Genomic DNA, 18,890 nt, shown 5'->3' with positions numbered 1-18,890 from the left:
CGTGGTGGGATCGCCCCATGTCTGATCTGCGGATACGGGCCGCGACGCCCGACGACCTCGACACGGTGCTGGCCTTCTGGAGGACCGCCGCCGAGGGCACGAGCATCAGCGACGACCGCGCGGGGGTGGAGCGGCTCGTCGCCCGCGACCCCGAGGCGCTGATCCTCGCGGAGCGCGGCGGTGAGCTGGTGGGCACGGTCATCGCCGGCTTCGACGGCTGGCGCTGCCACCTCTACCGGCTGGCGGTGCGTCCGGCGCACCGCCGGCAGGGCGTCGGCACGGCGCTGCTCGCCGCCGCGGAGGAGCGGTTCGTCCGGCTCGGGGGGCGGCGCGGCGACGCGATGGTGCTGACGCGCAACGAGACGGCCCATCATGCGTGGCGCGCGGCGGGGTACATGCCGGAGGAGAAGTGGCGGCGCTGGGTGAAGCCGCTGACCGGCTGAGCCGACGGCGCTCCGGTCGGGCGGCCGGTCCGGGGCCGCCGACAACGGTCTTTTGCCGCCCCTTTACCCTTGGGGGACCGTGCGATCCGCACGGGCCGCACGGTCCCCCTCACCGAGTCCTCGAAAGGTGTGAGCCTCCGCCCATGGGCGAGCCTCCTGGTTCCCGACGTCGCGCGATCCTTCCCCTCCTGTCCGATCATGGGACGGAGGTGAACCGGTGATGGAACTGCTGTTGCTGTTGGTGGCGATCCTGCTGTCGCTCGCGTGCGGCGCCTTCGTCGCCGCCGAGTTCTCGTTGACCACGGTCGAACGCGGCGAGCTGGAGCGGGCCGTCGAGCGCGGCGAACGCGGCGCGGCCGGTGCCCTCAAGGCCGTCCGCAACCTGACCTTCCAGCTCTCCGGCGCCCAGCTCGGCATCACCGTCACCAACCTGGTGGTCGGCATGCTCGCCGAACCCTCGATCGCCAAGCTGATCTCCGGGCCGCTGGAGTCGGCCGGTCTGTCGAGCGCGACCGCGAGTTCCGTCGCCCTGGTGGTGGGCACGGCGCTGTCGACGGTGTTCCTGATGGTCGTCGGCGAACTGGTGCCGAAGAACTGGGCGATCTCCACCCCGCTGGCCATGGCCAAGCGGGTGGGCAACGCGCAGCGCTTCTTCAGCGCCGCCTTCCGGCCGTTCATCGGTCACCTGAACAACACGGCCAACCGGGTCGTCCGCCGCTTCGGCCTGGAGCCCGCCGAGGAGCTGGCCTCCGCCCGCGGCCCGCAGGAGCTGGCGGCGCTGGCCCGGCACTCGGCCCGGCAGGGCGCCCTGGAGGCGGACACCGCCGAGCTGTTCGTGCGCACCCTGAACCTGGCCGACCTGACCGCGGAGAACGTGATGACCCCGCGCGTGCAGGTGATCGCCCTCGACGCCCAGGCCACCTGCGAGGACGTCGCGAACGCGACCCGGGCGACGGGCCTGTCCCGGTTCCCCGTGTTCCGCGGCGGCCTGGACACCGTCGTCGGCACCGCGCACATCAAGGACGTCCTGGCGGTGCCGGCGGAGCGGCGGGCGCGCGTGTCCGTCGCCGAGCTGATGCGCGAACCCCTGCTGGTCCCCGAGTCCCTCACCGTGGACCGGCTCCTCGACCGGCTCTCCGGCAAGCGGACGATGGCCGTGGTCATCGACGAGTACGGCGGCACGGCGGGCGTGGCGACCCTGGAGGACATCGTCGAGGAGGTCGTCGGCGAGGTGCGCGACGAGCACGACCCGCACGAGACGCCCGACCTGGCCCGCGCGGGCACCGACGACGAGGGCCGCCGGATCTACTCCGCCGACGGCGCCGCCCGCACCGACCAGCTCGCGCGCGTCGGGCTGCACGCCCCCGACGGCCCCTACGAGACCCTCGCCGGGCTGGTCGCCACCGAGCTGGGCCGCATACCGGCCGTCGGCGACAGCCTGGACGTGGCCGGCTGGCGCATGGACGTCGTCGACGCGTCCGGCCGCCGGGCGGCGCGCGTCCTGCTGCACGCCCCGCTCCCCCAGGACGACGTGGAAGGAGCGGACCGGTGACCGCCGTCCAGCTGCTGATCGGCCTGGCGACCCTGGTCGTCAACGCCTTCTTCGTCGGCGCGGAGTTCGCGCTGATCTCCGTACGCCGCTCCCAGATCGAGCCGTACGCCGAACAGGGCGACCGGCGCGCCAAGAGCGTGCTGTGGGGCCTGGAGCACGTGTCCGCGCTGCTGGCGGCCGCCCAGCTCGGCATCACGCTGTGCACGCTGGTCCTCGGCGTGGTCGCCGAGCCGGCGATCGCACACCTGCTGGAGCCGGTGTTCCACGCGGTCGGCGTCCCCGAGGGCGCGGGCCACGCGGTGTCCTTCGTGATCGCGCTGACCCTGGCGACGTACCTGCACATGCTGCTGGGCGAGATGGTGCCGAAGAACATCGCGCTCGCCGAACCGGTGCGCAGCGCCCTGCTGCTCGGACCGCCGCTGGTCACGCTCTCCCGGGCGCTGCGACCGGTGATCTTCACGGTCAACGCCTTCGCCAACGGTCTGCTGAAGCTGCTGCGGATCGAGGCGAAGGACGAGGTCACGGCCACGTTCTCGGACGCGGAGCTGGCGCAGATCGTGCGGGACGCCGGGGAGGCGGGCCTGCTCGACGACCGCGCCCAGGAGCGCCTGCACGACGCGCTGGAGCTGGGCCGCCGCCCGGTGCGCGACGTCGTCCTGCCGCTGGAACGCGTCGTCTACGCGCGCGTGGGGGTCACCCCGGAGGAGCTGGAACGGCTCGGCGCGGAATCCGGGTTCTCCCGCTTCCCCGTCGTCGACGAGGGGCGCCGGATCGTGGGCTACCTGCACGTGAAGGACGCGCTGGACGCCTCGCCGCGCGAGGAGCCCTTCCGGGTGCGGGACCTGCGGCCCATCGCCCGGGTGCGCGAGACCACGCCGCTGGACGACGTCCTCACCGCGATGCGCGGCAGCCGCACCCACCTGGCGGCCGTGCTCGGCTCCGACGGGCGGCTCGCCGGGCTGGTCACCATGGAGGACGTGCTGCGGGAGCTGTTCGGACAGCGGGCCTGAGACCGGGCGGCGAGCGGTTCCGGGGCCGGCCGTCCGGCCCCGGGACCGGGACCGCGACCGGGCGGCGGGGGTGACCGACCGCTGGGTATGGCGTGCGGGTTACCATCGCTGACGCCATGCAGACGAACACCACTCCCCCGTACTCCAGCCTGGTCGCGGTCGGCGACTCCTTCACCGAGGGCATGTCGGACCTGCTGCCCGACGGCACCTACCGGGGCTGGGCCGACCTCCTGGCGGGCCGGATGGCCGCGCACACGCCCGGCTTCCGGTACGCCAACCTCGCGGTGCGCGGCAAGCTGATCGGCCAGATCGTCGAGGAGCAGGTGCCGGTCGCGGCCACCATGGGCGCCGACGTCATCACCCTGGTCGGCGGCCTGAACGACACCCTGCGGCCCAAGTGCGACATGGTCCGGGTGCGGGACCTGCTGACCGAGGCCGTGGAGCGGCTGGCCCCCTCCTGCAAGCAGCTCGTGCTGATGCGCAGCCCCGGCCGCCAGGGCCCGGTGCTGGAGCGGTTCCGGCCGCGCATGGAGGAGTTGTTCGCCTGCGTCGACGGCCTCGCCGCCCGGCACGGCGCCCTGGTCGTCGACCTGTACGGCGCCCCGTCCCTGGGCGACCCGCGGATGTGGGACGTGGACCGGCTGCACCTGACGCCCGAGGGACACCGCCGGGTCGCCGAGGCGGTCTGGCAGGACCTCGGGTACGACCCCGAGGACACCGGGTGGCACGAGCCGATGCCCGCGACCGTGCCGCCGGCCTGGGTCGCGCGGCGGGTGGCCGACGCCCGGTTCGCGCGCCGGTACCTGCTGCCGTGGATAGCCCGCCGTCTGACCGGCCGCTCCTCGGGCGACGGCCTGCCGCCGAAGCGCCCCGACCTGCTGCCGTACGAGGGACCCCGGGCGTGACCGCCCGTGACCTGGGTCTCGTAGGTTCCGACGGACGGGGGCACGGCGCCGGTCTGCACGAATCGCCAGTAGAATCCGTACACGTGACTTCCGCTCCCGCCAAGCCCCGCATCCCCAACGTCCTCGCCGGACGCTACGCCTCCGCCGAGCTCGCCACGCTCTGGTCGCCCGAGCAGAAGGTGAGGCTGGAGCGTCAGCTCTGGCTCGCCGTGCTGCGGGCCCAGAAGGACCTCGGGATCGAGGTGCCGGACGCGGCGATCGCCGACTACGAACGCGTCCTCGACCAGGTCGACCTGGTCTCGATCGCCGAGCGCGAGAAGGTCACGCGGCACGACGTGAAGGCGCGGATCGAGGAGTTCAACGACCTCGCCGGGCACGAGCAGGTCCACAAGGGCATGACGTCCCGCGACCTCACGGAGAACGTCGAGCAGCTCCAGATCCGGCTGTCGCTGGAACTGGTCCGCGACCGTACGGTGGCGGTGCTGGCGCGGCTGGGCAGGCTGGCCGGCGAGTACGGCGAGCTGGTCCTGGCCGGCCGCTCGCACAACGTGGCCGCCCAGGCCACCACGCTGGGCAAGCGGTTCGCGACGGCGGCCGACGAGCTGCTCGTGGCGTACGGGCGGGTCGAGGAGCTGCTCGGCCGCTACCCGCTGCGCGGCATCAAGGGTCCGGTCGGCACCGCCCAGGACATGCTCGACCTGCTCGGCGGCGACGCGGGCAAGCTCGCGGAGCTGGAGCAGCGGATCGCCGGGCACCTCGGCTTCTCGCAGGCCTTCACCTCCGTCGGCCAGGTCTACCCGCGCTCGCTGGACTACGAGGTCGTCACCGCGCTGGTGCAGCTGGCCGCCGCGCCGTCCTCGCTGGCGAGGACGATCCGGCTGATGGCCGGGCACGAGCTGGTGACCGAGGGCTTCAAGCCGGGACAGGTCGGCTCCTCCGCGATGCCGCACAAGATGAACACCCGCTCCTGCGAGCGCGTCAACGGCCTCATGGTGATCCTGCGCGGCTACGCGTCGATGACCGGAGAGCTGGCGGGCGACCAGTGGAACGAGGGCGACGTGTCCTGCTCGGTGGTGCGCCGGGTCGCGCTGCCGGACGCGTTCTTCGCGCTCGACGGTCTGCTGGAGACGTTCCTGACGGTGCTCGACGAGTTCGGCGCCTTCCCGGCCGTCGTCGCCCGTGAGCTGGACCGCTACCTGCCGTTCCTCGCCACCACCAAGGTCCTGATGGGCGCGGTGCGGGCGGGCGTGGGCCGGGAGCTGGCGCACGAGGCGATCAAGGAGAACGCCGTGGCCTCCGCGCTCGCGATGCGGGAGCGGGGCGCCGAGCGCAACGAGCTGCTGGACAAGCTCGCCGCGGACGGGCGCATCCCGCTGGACCGGGCGCAGCTCGACGCGCTGATGGCCGACAAGCTGTCCTTCACGGGTGCCGCCGCCGACCAGGTGGCCCTCGTCGTCGGCCGGATCGAGGAGATCGTGAAGCAGCGGCCGGAGGCCGCCGGCTACACCCCGGGGGCGATCCTCTGACCCGCTTCACCCAGGCGGAACTGGAGGCCGCCCGCGACCGTCTCGTGCCGGACGTCGTCGCGGGCGGCCTCCGGGTGCTCTTCTGCGGCATCAACCCGGGCCTGATGTCGGCGGCGACCGGCCACCACTTCGCCCGGCCGGGCAACCGCTTCTGGCCGGTGCTGCACCTGTCCGGCTTCACGCCCGGGCTGCTGAAGCCGGCGGAGCAGCGGGAGCTGCTGTCGTACGGGCTCGGCATCACCAACGTGGTGGCGCGGGCGAGCGCGCGGGCCGACGAGCTGACGGCACAGGAGTACCGCGAGGGCGGCCGGCTGCTGCGGGAGAAGGTGCTCCGGCTGGAACCGCGCTGGCTGGCGGTGGTCGGCGTGACCGCGTACCGGGTGGCGTTCGACGACCGGACGGCCGGGATCGGGCCGCAGGAGCGGACGATCGGGGACACGCGCGTGTGGGTGCTCCCCAACCCCAGCGGGTTGAACGCCCACTGGACGACGGCGACGATGGCGCAGGAGTACGCGCGGCTGCGGGTGGCGGCCGAGGAGTGAGCCCCGGGGTCTCGCCGGGGGACGGGGCGTCGGCCGGGGCGGGCCGGTCCCGGTGACGGCGGGGCACCTCTCCTTTCACGGGTGGACCCGGCCGGCACGGACCGGGTCCGTGCCGGTCCGGTGGAGCGGCCGTGCCGGGGACCGGCGCGCTCAGGCGTCCCGGTGCCGCAGCCGCCAGGCTCCCGCCGCGAGGGCCGCCGCCGTCCACAGCGCGGTCACCGCCAGCCCGGTCCACGGTCCCAGGGCACCGTCCCACGTGCTGTGGAGGGCGATCTGGCCGGCCCGGTCGGGGAGGAGGTCGGCGGCGGAGCCGGACATGTCGCCGACCACGAAGGAGACGATCAGCAGGAACGGGACGAGGACGGCGAGCGTGGCCACCCCGCTGCGCACGACGGCCGTCAGACCCGCGGCGAGCAGGGCCATCAGCGTGAGATAGAGGCCGCAGCCGACGGCAGCGCGCAGTCCTTCGGCCGTACCGAACCGCGTCGTCCCGCCACCGGCCGCCCCGCCGGCCACGGCCCAGGCCAGCAGGCCGGTGGCCAGGCCCACGGCCAGGACGGGCAGGGCGATCGCCGTGGCCTTGGCGGCGGACCAGCGGCCGCGGTGCGGGACCGCGGCCAGGGACACGCGCAGCGCCCCGCCCTGGAACTCGGCCGCCACCGCCGTCGTCCCGAAGGCCACCGCCGCGATCTGGCCGAAGCTGACGCCGAAGAAGGCGGAGAACAGCGGGTCTGCGTCGGCCGCGTCGGTGTCGGCGGCGGCGAGCAGGGAGAAGGCGACGGTGGCGAGCGGGATCGCGCCCAGGGTGACGGTCTGGGACCGCAGCGTGCGCGTCTTGATCCACTCGGCGTGGAGCGCGGGAAGGAATCCCATGGTCAGACCTCCTGGGGAGCGGCCGCGAACTCGGCTTCGGCGGCGGTGAGATCGAGGTAGGCCTGTTCCAGCGTGCCTTCCTCCGCGGTCAGTTCGAGCAGCGGGACGCCCGCCTCGGAGGCGAGCCGGCCGATGTCGTCCACGCGCGCGCGGTGCACCGTCCAGTGGCCGTCGTCGTGGGCGACCGCCTCGTGTCCGTGCCGGGCCAGAACCTTCTCCAGGGCGGCGGGGTCGGAGGTGCGGACGCGGACCCGGGGCCGTACGCGCGCGTCGATGAAGTCCCGCACGGGGGTGTCGGCCAGCAGCCGGCCCCGTCCGAGGACCACGAGGTGGTCGGCGAAGGAGGCCGTCTCGTTCATGAGGTGGCTGGAGACCAGGACGGTGCGCCCCTCGCCCGCCAGCCGGCGCAGCAGCCCGCGGATCCAGACGATGCCTTCGGGGTCGAGGCCGTTGGAGGGCTCGTCGAGCAGCACCACCCCGGGGTCGCCGAGCAGGGCGGCGGCGATGCCCAGCCGTTGCCGCATGCCGAGGGAGTACGTCCTCACGCGGCGGCGCGCGGCCGGTGCCAGCCCGGTCTCCTCCAGCACCTCGTCGACCCGGCGGACGGGGATGCGGTTGCTCGCGGCGAGGGCCCGCAGGTGGTCGCGGCCGGTGCGGGAGCCGTGCGGGGCCCCGACGTCGAGCAACGCCCCGACGTGGCGCAGGGGTTCGGGCAGCGTGGGATAGGGGCGCCCGCCGAGGGTGGCGGTTCCCGAGGTCGGCCGGTCGAGGCCGAGGACGAGGCGCAGGGTGGTGGACTTGCCGGCGCCGTTGGGGCCGAGGAAGCCGGTGACGCGGCCGGGCAGGACGCGGAAGGTGAGCCGGTCCACGGCCCGCCGGGGGCCGAACTCCTTGGTGAGGTCGCGGACGTCGATGCTGGTCATGGCTCCATGGTGGCCGTCGGGCCGGGTGCCGGTCCTCCCCCGCCGGTGGGGTCCGCCTCCCCCGCCCGGGGGAGACCGCGGGCCGGCGGTGCCTGTCACGATGTCCGCATGGGCCGCTTGCTGCGCCCCCTGCTGCGGGGGACGACGTACACACGACTGCTGCACCTGTGGGTGCCCGGACTGCCGTTCAGCGTGTGGATGTTCATCGATCCCGGGACGCCTTGGCTGCCCGCGCTCGTACTGGTTCCGCTGGGGCTGGTCTCCCCGGTGCGCAGGGGCGAGGGCGTGCAGGCCCGGCTGCTCCTGACGCCCGGTGAGCGACAGCCGGGAATCTCGGAGGAGCCGGCGGCGACGTGGCGGGACCGGCTGCGCACCGCGCTGTGGCTGACGGTGCGTCTGGCGCTGGCGCTGGTGGCGGTCTTCGCCACGGTGTGGCTGCCGCTGCTGACCGTCTCGCTGGTGCAGCTGGCCACCGGGACGGTGCCCGGGGGCGTGCCGGTGCTGGAGGAGGCGCACCACCACTGGGCCTACGCGCTGCTCGCGCCGCTGCCCCTGGTCGTCCTGTACGCGGTCGTGGTGGGTCTCGGCGCACTGGTCACCGCGGCCGCGCGCCGCCTGCTCGGCCCCTCCCCCGCCGAACGGCTGGCCGCCCTGGAGGCCAGGACCGAGCAGCTCCTGGAGCGCACCCGCATCGCGCGGGAACTGCACGACTCCATCGGCCACGCCCTGACCGTCGCCGTCGTGCAGGCCGGTGCCGCGCGGGCGGCGGGCGACCCCGGTTTCACCGACCGGGCGCTGGACGCCATCGAGGAGAGCGGCCGGGCGGCGCTGGAGGACCTGGAGCGGGTCCTGGGCGTGCTGCGCGAGCCGGAGAAGCCCGTCGGCGGCCGCCCGACGCTCGTGGACGCCGACCGGCTGCTGGAGTCCGCCCGCGCGTCCGGGGCGGAGGTCGACGCCGAGGTGACGGGCCCTGTGGAGACCGCTCCGGGACCGGTGTCCCGCGAGGGCTACCGCATCCTGCAGGAGTCGCTGACGAACACGTTGCGGCACGCGGGAACGGTCCCCGTGCGGGTCCGGATCGGCGTCGCCGGGGGCACGCTGCTCCTGGAGATCCGCAACCCTCTGACGGAGGACGTGCCCGGCCCCGGCCCCGGGCGGGGCAGCGGACTGCGGGGCATACGCGAGCGCGCCGCGCTCCTGGGCGGCCGCGCGTGGACGGGGCCCGACGAGGGCGACTGGCGGGTGCGCGTGGAACTGCCGTTGGGCTGATCCATAGACTGGCCGGATGCCGGTCACCGTGCTCCTCGTCGACGACGAACCCCTGGTGCGTGCCGGGCTGCGGGCCGTACTGGAGGCGCAGCCCGACATCGAGGTCGTCGGGGAGGCCGCGGACGGGGCCGCGGTGATCCCGCTGGTGCGGCGCCTGCGGCCCGACGTCGTCGCCATGGACGTGCGGATGCCGTTGATGGACGGGATCGAGGCCACGCGCGCGGTGCTGCGGACGGTGGAGCGGCCGCCGCGCATCCTCGTCGTGACGACCTTCGAGAACGACGAGTACGTGTACGAGGCGCTGCGCGCGGGGGCGGACGGGTTCCTGCTGAAGCGGGCCAGGCCCGCGGAGATCGTGCACGCGGTGCGGCTCGTCGCCGAGGGCGGGTCGCTGCTGTTCCCGGCGTCGGTACGGCGGTTGGCCGCCTCGTACGGCGAGAGGCCGGGCGACCGGGCGGCGCGGGACCTGCTGGAGCGGGCGCGGCTGACCGAGCGGGAGGCCGAGGTGCTGCGGCTGATGGCGGGCGGGTTGTCCAACGCGGAGATCGCCGTGCGGCTGGTGGTCGGCGCGGAGACCGTCAAGTCGCATGTGAGCGCGGTGCTGACGAAGCTGGCGGTCCGCGACCGCACGCAGGCGGTGATCACGGCGTACGAGTCGGGGTTCGTCACGGCGGGCCGGGCCGGCGGGTGAGGCGGGGCGGCGCGCCGTCCGCGCTCGCCCGGGTGCCGCGCGCCGAGTACGATCCGCCCCACACGCGCACGAGCTGGGAGGACGGACGTTGGGGCGGCTGACCGGCGGGGATCCCTCGCTGTTGCGAAGGATCAATTCCGCGGTGGTGCTGCACGCGCTGCGTGCCGCCGACTGCGCGACGCTCACGGAGATCACGCGGGTGACGGGGCTGTCCCGGCCGACCGTCGAGGGGGTCGTCGAGGACCTCATGAGGGCCGGTCTCGTCGTCGAGAAGGCCGCCGAGGAGGGCGCCGCCCGCCGGCAGGGGCGTCCCGCGCGCCGGTTCCGGTTCCGGGCCGAGGCCGGTCACCTGCTGGGTCTGGAGATCGGGGCGCACCGGGTGGCCGTGCTCCTGGCGGACCTGGACGGGCGGGTGCTGGGCGCGCAGGCGAAGGACGTCGACGAGTCGGCGCCCGCCGACGAGCGGCTGGAACGGCTGCGGACCGCCGTCGCCGAACTCCTGCGGCGGGCCGGGGTCCCGCGCAGCTCCCTGCGGGCCGTCGGTGTCGGCACGCCCGGCATCGTGGAGGCGGACGGGACGGTGCGGCTGGGCACCGCGCTGCCCGAGTGGACGGGGCTGCGCCTGGGCGAGCGGCTGAGCCGTTCCTTCAAGTGCCCGGTGCTGGTGGAGAACGACGCCAACGCCGCGGCCGTGGCCGAGCACTGGAAGGGTTCGGCCACCGGGTCCGACGACGTCGTGTTCGTGCTGGCCGGGCTGAGTCCGGGCGCGGGTTCGCTGATCGGGGGACGGCTGCACCGCGGGTACGGCGGGGCGGCCGGGGAGATCGGCGCGCTGCACCTGCTGGGGCGCGGGGTGACGCCGGAGACGTTGCTGTCCACGACGGACGAACCGCTGCACCCGCTGGACGAGCAGGCGGTCGCCGGGGTGTTCGCACAGGCCCGCGAGGGTGACCAGCGGGCGCGGGCGGCCGTGGAGCGCTTCATCCAGCGGCTCGTCCACGACGTGGCCGCGCTGGCGCTCGCCCTCGACCCCGAGCTGGTCGTGGTGGGCGGCTGGGCGGCGGGTCTGGACGGCGTACTGGAGCCGCTGCGGCGGGAGTTGGCGCGTTACTGCCTGCGTCCGCCGAAGGTGGCGCTGTCCCTCCTCGGGGAGGCGGCCGTGGCGACGGGTGCGCTGCGGCTGGCCCTCGACCACGTCGAGGAGCAGCTCTTCGCGGTGGAGGGCACGGTGACGGGCCGCGCGTGAGGCGCGCCGCGCGGTCCGGGAGGCGGCGCGCCCCGGAAGGACTCCGGGGCGCGCCGGCCGTGCGGCCGGGGGCGGGCCGTTCAGGGGGCCTGCCCGTGCGGTCGCCGGGCGGTCAGGACGCCTGGCGTTCCGGGCCGTGGTGGATCTCCACGGCGCCCGAGGCGCCGAAGGTCAGGCGGCAGGTGTCCGCCCGGTAGGTCGCCACGGAGAGTGCCGCGGTGCGGCCCTCGGCGAAGAAGCGGGTGGTGACGACGAGGACGGGTGCGCCGGGGAGCCGGTCGAGTTCCTTGGCGTCGTCCGCGCGGGCCGAGCCCAGTTCCACCGCGCGGTCCTGGCCCTCCAGGGCAGGACGCCGCAGTTCGCGCAGCACCGCACGCGCGCGTGCGGCTCCGGACGGGGTGTCGATCGCGGTCAGGTCGGGCACCGAGAAGCGCGGGACGTAGAGCAGTTCCGCGGCGACGGGCCGGCCGTGGAAGAGCCGTGAGCGCCGCACGATGTGCACGGCCTCGTCGCGGTCGGTGCCCAGCGCGTCGGCGACGGCCTGCGGCGGCGCCGCGACCGTGCAGTCGACGGGCTGCCAGGCGTCCTCGGACGCGCCGGGCCAGGTCTCCCCCTCCGTGCCGACGTCGACCCCGACCCGGGGCGGCGCGACGGTCGTGCCGACGCCGCGACGGCGCTGCAGACGGCCCTCCAGCTCGAGCTGCTCGAGCGCCTGCCGGAGCGTGGCGCGGGCGACGCCGAAGCGCGCGGCCAGGTCCCGCTCGTTGGGCAGGATCTCGCCCACGGCGAACTCCGAGTCCAGTGCCTCGCTGAGCACAGTCCTCAGATGCCAGTACTTCGGTTCCGGTACCGATTCCAGTTGCGTGGTCCCCACCCTGTCCTCCGCAATCGCCGTGGTACGTCGGCGTTTTCGCGCCCTTGTTTATTAAAGGTTGTTGTACTTCTCTGCGACCATAGGACGGCCCCCACCCTTGGTCAAGACCAATCCTCCAACGCCGGGGAGCCCACAGGTGTCCGGCGCACAAGGGTTCACGAGGCGTTCGCACTCGGCCGCTCCCGTGACGTCCCGGCAGAACTCCCGTCGCGCCCGGGGGCGGGGGCACGAGACGGGGAGGGCGGGGGTCGGGGGCACGAGGAAGGCGGGGGCACGAGGAAGGCGGGGGCACGGGGGCGGACGAGGCCGGGACCCCGGCACGTGTCCGGACGGCGCGCCCGCCGGGGGCTACCCGTCGGTAGGAATTGCTGACAAGCTGTCCGGCGACCGGCCGCCGGTCGGCCCGTCCCGGCCGTCCCGTCACCGGCCGCACCGCCGTCGGACCCGTACCGCCTCCGCCCGTTCAGACGAGGAGCAGCCCCATGTCCGCCACCGTCTCCTTCCCGGTCCCCACCCCCGACGGACCGCAGACCGTCACCGTCTCCTACGCGCGCGTGGGACGCGGTGAGCCGCTGCTCCTGCTGCACGGCATCGGACACCACCGGCAGGCCTGGGACCCCGTGGTGGACATCCTGGCCACCGAGCGCGAGGTGATCGCGGTGGACCTGCCCGGCTTCGGGGCGTCCCCGCCCCTGCCCGCCGGGCTCGTCCACGACCTGTCCACGACGACCGCGGTGCTCTCCGCCTTCTGCGAGGCCCTGGAACTGGACCGGCCCCATGTCGCGGGCAACTCGCTGGGCGGTCTGCTGGCCCTCGCGCTGGGCCGGGACAAGCGCGTACGGTCCGTCACCGCGCTGTCCCCGGCGGGGTTCTGGTCGGAGGCGGAACGGCGCTACGCCTTCGGCGTGCTGCTGACGATGCGGCGGATCGCACGGCGGATGCCGCTGCCGCTGGTCGAGCGGCTGGCCCGGTCGGCGGCCGGCCGGGCCGCCCTGACCAGCACCGTCTACGCCCGTCCGGCGCGCCGTTCACCCGAGGCCGTGGTCGCCGAGACGCTGGCGCTGGCCGGGGCCACCGGGTTCGACCAGACCCTGCGCTCCGGTGGGTCCGTCCGGTTCACCGACGACGTCCCCGGCATCCCGGTCACGGTGGCCTGGGGCACCCGCGACCTGCTGCTGATGCGCCGCCAGGGCGTCCGCGCCAAGCAGATCATCCCCCGGGCCCGGCTGGTGCGGCTGCCCGGCTGCGGACACTGCCCGATGAACGACGACCCGGCGCTCGTGGCGCGCGTGCTGCTCGACGGCAGCCGCTGAGCCCCCGCGGAGGCGGCCCCGCGCTCCCGCACCCAGGGCGACCCCGGCTCCGACGAGGGCGCTGCCGACGGCCTGCGCGGGGCCGTAGGAGCCCGTGCCGACGAGCGGCGCGGTGCAGGCGGCGGCGACGGGGATGAGGCCGGAGAACAGCGTGGCGCGCTCGGCGCCGATCCGCTGCACGCCCGTGTACCAGCACACGAAGCCGACGACGGTGACGACGACCGCCTGCCACAGCAGTGCGGCCGCCTCCCCGGCGTCCGGGCGTCGCAGCCACCCGCCGCCGTCGAGGAGCAGGCCCGCCGCCGCGGACTCCGCGGCGGCCAGGGCGCACACCGTGGCCGACAGCAGCCGCGGGCCCAGCGGCCGCAGCACGGGCACGGCCAGCACCGCGAACCCGACCTCGCCGCCCAGCGCGCCCACCGAGCAGGCGAGGCCCGCGCCGTCGGTGCGGCCCCAGCCCTGCACGGTGAACGCGCCGACGGCGACCAGCGACGCGCCGTACAGGACGGCGCGGCGCGGGCGGCGTCCCTCCAGGAGCGGGACGAGGACCGCGACGACGACCGGCGCGCACCCCACCAGGACGCCGGGGACGGCCGGTTCGGCGGAACGTTCGGCGGCCAGGACGGCCAGGTTGAAGCCGACCATGCCGACGGCGGCGAGCAGGGCGAGGCGGATCCACCCACGGGCGGTGAGGGCGCGCAGGCGGGACAGGGAGCCGGCGCCGGCGAGCGGCGCGAGCAGCAGGCACGCGAGGCCGTAGCGCAGGGCCTGGCCGCCCGCGTACGGGTAGGCGCCGAGGACGCTGTTGGCGGTGAAGGATGCTCCCACGAGGACGCAGGCGAGCGCGGCGAGCAGGGCGCCGCGCGAGGTGGTGACGGTCATGAGGGTGACGTTAGGAAGCGCGGCGGCCCGGTTTAAGGTCCACTTCCATGACGTCATCGGGGACCGATCCGGCGGGGGCCGCCGCCTCCGCCGCGTGGGAGGTGCTGCTGCCCGCCGCCTCCGCCCCGCCCCGCGCGCGTGGCCGCACCCTGCGGGCCGCCCTGCGCGAGGCGGTCCGCTCGGGGCGCCTCGCGTCGGGCACCCGGCTGCCGTCGAGCCGGGACCTCGCGGCCGATCTCGGGGTGTCGCGCGGTCTGGTCACCGAGGCGTACGAGCAACTGGCGGCCGAGGGGTACCTGCGCAGCGGGCGCGGCGCCGGGACCTGGGTGAGCGGTGCCGTGCGCGCCGCGCCGCCGCGCGCGCGTGACCTCGCGCCCCGCTCCCCGGGCACGCGGGCCGACTTCACGGCGGGGACGCCCGACCTGTCGCTGTTCCCGCGGGCTGCGTGGGCCGCCGCGCAGCGCGGGGTGCTGGCCGGGCTCGCGCACCACGAGCTGGGCTATCCGGACCCGCGCGGGCTGCCCCGGCTGCGCACCGCGCTGGCCGACCTCCTCGCCCGGCGGCGGGGCGTGGTCGCCGATCCCGAGCGGCTCGTGGTCGTCTCCGGCGTGGCGCAGGCGACGGCCCTGCTGGGGCTGGTGCTCCGCGCGCGCGGCATCGACGCCGTGGGGGTGGAGGACCCCGGCAGCCCGCAGCACGGCGCCCTGTACGCGGCGGCGGGCGTCACCGCCGTGCCCGTCCCCCTCGACGACGAGGGGATCGCGCTCGGGCCGCTGGGGGCATCGGGCGTACGGTCCGTGGTGACGACGCCGGCGCACCAGTTCCCCACCGGGATCGCCTACTCGGCGCGGCGGCGCACCCGGCTGCTCGACTGGGCGCGCTCCGTGGACGGCTTCGTGCTGGAGGACGACTACGACGGCGACTTCCGCTACGACCGTGCTCCGGTGGGCGCGTTGCAGGGGCTGGACCCGGAGCGGGTGGCGTACACCGGGTCGGTCAGCAAGTCCCTCGCGCCGGGGCTGCGGCTCGGCTGGCTGCTGGTGCCCGAGGCGCTGGCCGACGAGGTCGTCGAACGCAAGCGGACCCTGGACCTGGGTCATCCGGCGCTGGACCAGGCGCTGTTCGCCCGCTTCGTGGAGCGCGGCGACTACGACCGGCAGCTGCGCCGCTGCCAGCGCGCCTACCGCGACCGCCGTGACGCGCTCGTGGCGGCGCTCGCGGAGCACTTCCCCGGCACCCGCGTGACCGGCATCGCCGCCGGCCTCCACGTCATCGCGGCGCTGCCCGGCCGCCACGGCCCCGAGGCGGAGTTCGTCGCACGGGCGACGGCGGCGGGCGTGGCGGTGCGTCCTCTCTCGGGGTACGCCCACGCGGGCACCGTCCCCGGCCCGGGGGTGCGGCTGGTCCTCGGGTACGCGCACCTGTCGCCGGCGCGGATCCGGGAGGGCGTCCGCCTGCTGGCGGGAGCGGGGTGACGGGGCGGGGCGACGGGGCGGCCCGCGGGGTTCCGCGGCCGGTTGTTCACCCGTGGTTCGCGTGCGCGCCGCGGCGTTCCCGTAGGTGTGGCGGTGCACACCGGCAGGTTCCCGTTCCAGGAGGCCCACCCATGTCCCACCGTCCACTCCCCGGACGCCGCAGCGTGCTGCGCGGCTCGCTCGCCGCGTCCGCCGCCCTGTCCCTGCCCGTCGGCCTCGGCGCGGCGCCCGCCCTCGCCCTGTCGGGGCGGCCCCGCGCGGAATGGGGTGTGCAGACCGGGGACGTGACCGCGGACTCCGGGCTGGTGTGGGTGCGTTCGGACCGGCCGGCGCGGATGATCGTCGAGACGTCGGCGACGGAGTCGTTCCGCAACGCGCGCCGCTGGCGCGGTCCGCTGCTCGGCGCCGGAACGGACTTCACCGGCACGACGCGGCTGCACGGGCTGCCGTCCGGCCAGGAGATCCACTACCGCGTGCTGCTGGCCGACCCGGAGGACCCGCGCCGTACCGGCGAGCCGGTCACCGGCACCTTCCGGACCGTGTCCGCACGGCGGCGCGACGGCGTGCGGTTCGTCTGGTCCGGCGATCTGGCCGGGCAGGGCTGGGGCATCAACCCGGAGCTGGGCGGTTACCGGATCTACGACGCGATGGCCGCGCTCGACCCGGACTTCTTCCTGTGCAGCGGCGACAACGTCTACGCCGACGGCCCCATCGAGGCGACGGTGGCCCTGCCCGACGGGCGGACCTGGCGGAACGTCACCACGGAGGAGAAGTCGAAGGTCGCCGAGACCCTCGCGGAGTTCCGCGGCAACTTCCGCTACAACCTGCTGGACGAGAACCTTCGGGCGTTCAACGCGCGCGTGCCCTCGATCGTCCAGTGGGACGACCACGAGGTCACCAACAACTGGTACCCCGGCGAGATCCTCGCCGACGCGCGGTACACCGAGAAGAGCGTCGACGTGCTGGCCTCCCGCGCCCGGCGGGCGTTCTCCGAGTACTTCCCGATCTCCACGCTGCGCCGCCCGGACGGCCGCGTCTACCGGGTGCAGCACCACGGTCCCCTGCTGGACGTGTTCGTCCTGGACATGCGCACCCACCGGAACGCCAACTCCCCCGGCGACCAGGGCACGGACGTCCAGGGCATCCTCGGCGAGGAGCAGCTGGCGTGGCTCAAGCGCGAGCTGTCCCGCTCCCGGGCGGTGTGGAAGGTGATCGCCTCCGACATGCCGCTCGGCCTGGTCGTGCCCGACGGCACGGACGGCCGGCCGAACGTCGAGGCGGTCGCCCAGGGCGACCCGGGCGCGCCGCTGGGCCGGGAACTGCAGATCGCCGAACTGCTGCGGTTCGTCAAGCACCGGCGGATCACGGGGACGGTCTGGCTGACGGCCGACGTCCACTACACCTCGGCGCAGCACTACGACCCGTCGCGGGCGGCGTTCAAGGACTTCGCGCCGTTCTGGGAGTTCGTCTCCGGGCCGCTCAACGCGGGCGCCTTCCCGGCGAACGCGCTGGACGGCACCTTCGGCCCGGACCGGGTGTTCGTCAAGGCCCCCGCCACCGCCAACGTCTCCCCGGCCGGCGGCTACCAGTTCTTCGGCGAGGTCGACATCGACGGCGGTAGCGGGGAGCTGACCGTGCGGCTGCGCGAGCAGGACGGCACCGTGCTGTTCACCAAGGCGCTCCAGCCGGGCCGGGTCGGGCAGTAACTCCCTTATCCTGGGAGGCGGTCCGCGCACCGGCGTCATCTCCCGGTGCGCGGCGCCCGCACGGGGGCCACGGCCCGGGAACGTCAAAGAATTAATAAAAAGGACAAATGTATCCTTTACCCATCGGTCACAAACCGTTCGTGATCGCGCAACACCATTCCTTCACAGTGGCTGCATGACTCGAGACATGTCCGATGTGACGCGGACCAGGCACGGCCGCCCGGCGCACCACTGGCGGCGGGACGTCGTGGAGCTCGCCGCCCTGTTCACGGCGGTCGCGGTGGCCGACGTGGTGGCCGACCTCGTGGGCCACGGTCCGCAGGGTCCACGACTGCTGGTGATCTCGGCGGTCGCCCTGGTGGCCACGGCCGGATTCCACGTCTGGTGGTCACGACGCCACGGCCACGCACCGCCCACCGGCGATACCGGCGCCCGGCCGCCCTCCACCGAGGCGCAGGCCGGGCCGTCCACGCTCCCCGACGGCGTCGCCGGCGAGAGCACCCTGTGGCGGATGCGGACCACGGTGAAGGACGCCCCGGGCTCGCTGGCCGCGCTGTGCACGGCGCTGGCGGAGCACCGCGTCGACATCCTGAGCCTCCAGACGCACCCGCTGGGCCGGGACACCGTGGACGAGTTCCTGCTGCGGGCTCCCGGCGCGCTCGCGGCCGCCGAGATCGGCCGGGCCGTGGCACGGGCGGGCGGCTCCGGCACCTGGATCGAGCGGGCCGACGCCCACGACCTGGTCGACGCCCCGACCCGGGTGCTGGGCCTGGCCACCCGGACCGCGCTGGACGCCGCCGAACTGCCGCTGGCGCTGCGCCAGCTGCTGGGTCGCTGCACGATCCGCTCGCTGCCCGCCGCGGTGCGCGGCGCGGGGCGCGGGCCGGAGGGCGTGCCCGTGGAAGGGGTCCTGGACCTGGAGGACACCGTGATGCGCCTGCGGGCGCCTGAAGGCGGAGTGATCACCGTGGAGCGGCCGTACCTGCCGTTCACGCCCACCGAGTTCGCGCGGGCGCGGGCCCTGGTGGAGCTGGACGCCCGGCTGGGTCCGCGCGTCCCGCCGGGCCAGGACGTGCTGACGCTCCCCGAGGGCGACGCCATCACCGTGCGGCGGGCCGACCCCGGTGACCTGGCGGCGGCGAAGGCCATGCACGAGCGCTGCTCGCCGCGCACCCTCGGCATGCGCTACCACGGGCCGGTCGGTGACGCCGACCGCTACCTCAAGCACCTGCTCAGCCCGCGTTTCGGCCGCACGCTGGCCGTGCAGACCCCGTCGGGGCGCGTCGTCGGCCTCGGCCACCTGCTGTGGGACGGCGACGAGACGGAGGTCGCGCTGCTCGTCGAGGACGAGTGGCAGCGGCGCGGCATCGGCGCCGAACTGCTCGGCCGGCTGGTCGCGATGGCCGTCGAGGCGGGCTGCGAGAGCGTGTACGCGGTGACGCAGGCCTCCAACACCGGGATGGTCGCCGCCATGCGCGGCCTCGGCCTCCCGCTCGACTACCAGATCGAGGAGGGCACGCTCGTCATCACCGCCCGTCTGGACACGGCCGCCGCCGGCTCCCGGCAGCCGTACGGGCCGCACACGGAGCGGACCTTCCGCGACTGAGCCGGACGCCGCACCCGATCGTCCCCGGCCGCCCGGGAGACCTCGGTCGACGGG

Annotated in this window: 16 protein-coding genes and 1 pseudogene; 13 read left to right on the top strand and 4 right to left on the bottom strand. The window is 75.0% G+C overall.

What is annotated here, in order from left to right; genetic code table 11:
• Positions 1 to 17 precede the first annotated feature (17 nt).
• From ACZ5FU_RS28810 to mug, 6 genes are all read left to right on the top strand, one after another.
• On the top strand, positions 18 to 443 hold the full coding sequence (locus ACZ5FU_RS28810; RefSeq protein WP_451530281.1) for a GNAT family N-acetyltransferase: 426 nt from the start codon (positions 18 to 20) through the stop codon (positions 441 to 443).
• Positions 444 to 660: 217 nt separating this feature from the next.
• On the top strand, positions 661 to 1,995 hold the full coding sequence (locus tag ACZ5FU_RS28805; protein ID WP_451530282.1) for a hemolysin family protein: 1,335 nt from the start codon (positions 661 to 663) through the stop codon (positions 1,993 to 1,995).
• The gene (locus tag ACZ5FU_RS28800) at positions 1,992 to 3,005 is read left to right on the top strand and encodes a hemolysin family protein (protein WP_451530283.1); all 1,014 of its coding nucleotides are present in this window, start codon (positions 1,992 to 1,994) and stop codon (positions 3,003 to 3,005) included. Before ACZ5FU_RS28805 ends, ACZ5FU_RS28800 begins: the two co-directional genes overlap by 4 nt.
• A 116-nt stretch (positions 3,006 to 3,121) precedes the next feature.
• Positions 3,122 to 3,910, top strand: coding sequence for an SGNH/GDSL hydrolase family protein (locus tag ACZ5FU_RS28795; RefSeq protein ID WP_451530284.1), 789 nt, complete (start codon positions 3,122 to 3,124; stop codon positions 3,908 to 3,910).
• A gap of 83 nt (positions 3,911 to 3,993) precedes the next feature.
• On the top strand, positions 3,994 to 5,436 hold the full coding sequence (gene purB, locus ACZ5FU_RS28790; protein ID WP_469047358.1) for an adenylosuccinate lyase: 1,443 nt from the start codon (positions 3,994 to 3,996) through the stop codon (positions 5,434 to 5,436).
• Positions 5,433 to 5,978, top strand: coding sequence for a G/U mismatch-specific DNA glycosylase (mug, locus tag ACZ5FU_RS28785; protein ID WP_451530317.1), 546 nt, complete (start codon positions 5,433 to 5,435; stop codon positions 5,976 to 5,978). The genes purB and mug overlap by 4 nt, the downstream gene beginning before the upstream one ends.
• A 150-nt stretch (positions 5,979 to 6,128) precedes the next feature.
• Here the strand turns inward: mug and ACZ5FU_RS28780 are convergent, their stop codons facing one another.
• Together ACZ5FU_RS28780 and ACZ5FU_RS28775 are read right to left on the bottom strand one after the other, a co-directional pair.
• Positions 6,129 to 6,851 carry an ABC transporter permease gene (locus tag ACZ5FU_RS28780; protein WP_469047357.1) on the bottom strand — a complete coding sequence of 241 codons (723 nt, stop codon included), beginning with the start codon at positions 6,849 to 6,851 and terminating at the stop codon, positions 6,129 to 6,131.
• A gap of 2 nt (positions 6,852 to 6,853) precedes the next feature.
• Complete coding sequence (locus tag ACZ5FU_RS28775) at positions 6,854 to 7,774, bottom strand: ABC transporter ATP-binding protein (RefSeq protein ID WP_469047355.1); 921 nt, start codon at positions 7,772 to 7,774, stop codon at positions 6,854 to 6,856.
• Positions 7,775 to 7,882: 108 nt separating this feature from the next.
• Between ACZ5FU_RS28775 and ACZ5FU_RS28770 the strand changes: the two genes are divergently transcribed.
• From ACZ5FU_RS28770 to ACZ5FU_RS28760, 3 genes are all read left to right on the top strand, one after another.
• Positions 7,883 to 9,043: a sensor histidine kinase gene (locus ACZ5FU_RS28770; RefSeq protein WP_451530288.1), complete on the top strand. Its 1,161-nt coding sequence runs from the start codon at positions 7,883 to 7,885 to the stop codon at positions 9,041 to 9,043.
• 16 nt (positions 9,044 to 9,059) lie between these two features.
• Positions 9,060 to 9,734, top strand: coding sequence for a response regulator (locus ACZ5FU_RS28765; protein WP_468838974.1), 675 nt, complete (start codon positions 9,060 to 9,062; stop codon positions 9,732 to 9,734).
• 88 nt (positions 9,735 to 9,822) lie between these two features.
• Entirely contained in the window at positions 9,823 to 10,980 is a 1,158-nt protein-coding gene (locus ACZ5FU_RS28760) for an ROK family transcriptional regulator (protein WP_451779511.1), read from the top strand.
• Positions 10,981 to 11,092: 112 nt separating this feature from the next.
• Here the strand turns inward: ACZ5FU_RS28760 and ACZ5FU_RS28755 are convergent, their stop codons facing one another.
• The gene (locus ACZ5FU_RS28755; protein WP_469047352.1) at positions 11,093 to 11,854 is read right to left on the bottom strand and encodes a GntR family transcriptional regulator; all 762 of its coding nucleotides are present in this window, start codon (positions 11,852 to 11,854) and stop codon (positions 11,093 to 11,095) included.
• Positions 11,855 to 12,336: 482 nt separating this feature from the next.
• Between ACZ5FU_RS28755 and ACZ5FU_RS28750 the strand changes: the two genes are divergently transcribed.
• A complete protein-coding gene (locus ACZ5FU_RS28750) occupies positions 12,337 to 13,167 on the top strand; it encodes an alpha/beta fold hydrolase (RefSeq protein ID WP_451530292.1) in 831 nt (276 codons plus the stop codon).
• 45 nt (positions 13,168 to 13,212) lie between these two features.
• On the opposite strand, the pseudogene ACZ5FU_RS28745 reads toward ACZ5FU_RS28750, so the two are convergent.
• Positions 13,213 to 14,049, bottom strand: a pseudogene (locus ACZ5FU_RS28745) (EamA family transporter); the annotation flags it as partial.
• Between the two features lie 47 nt (positions 14,050 to 14,096).
• Between ACZ5FU_RS28745 and pdxR the strand changes: the two are divergent.
• The 3 genes from pdxR to ACZ5FU_RS28730 all read left to right on the top strand — a co-directional run bounded on the left by pdxR (position 14,097) and on the right by ACZ5FU_RS28730 (position 18,836).
• On the top strand, positions 14,097 to 15,524 hold the full coding sequence (gene pdxR, locus ACZ5FU_RS28740; RefSeq protein WP_468838970.1) for a MocR-like pyridoxine biosynthesis transcription factor PdxR: 1,428 nt from the start codon (positions 14,097 to 14,099) through the stop codon (positions 15,522 to 15,524).
• 131 nt (positions 15,525 to 15,655) lie between these two features.
• Complete coding sequence (locus ACZ5FU_RS28735) at positions 15,656 to 17,230, top strand: alkaline phosphatase D family protein (protein ID WP_468838967.1); 1,575 nt, start codon at positions 15,656 to 15,658, stop codon at positions 17,228 to 17,230.
• A gap of 175 nt (positions 17,231 to 17,405) precedes the next feature.
• A complete protein-coding gene (locus ACZ5FU_RS28730) occupies positions 17,406 to 18,836 on the top strand; it encodes a GNAT family N-acetyltransferase (protein ID WP_451530295.1) in 1,431 nt (476 codons plus the stop codon).
• Positions 18,837 to 18,890: the final 54 nt, after the last annotated feature.

This window comes from Streptomyces sp. NPDC031554 (assembly GCF_055580685.1).
The sequence above is the reverse complement of the archived record's forward strand: the minus strand, read 5'-3'. Positions and strand labels throughout refer to the sequence as shown.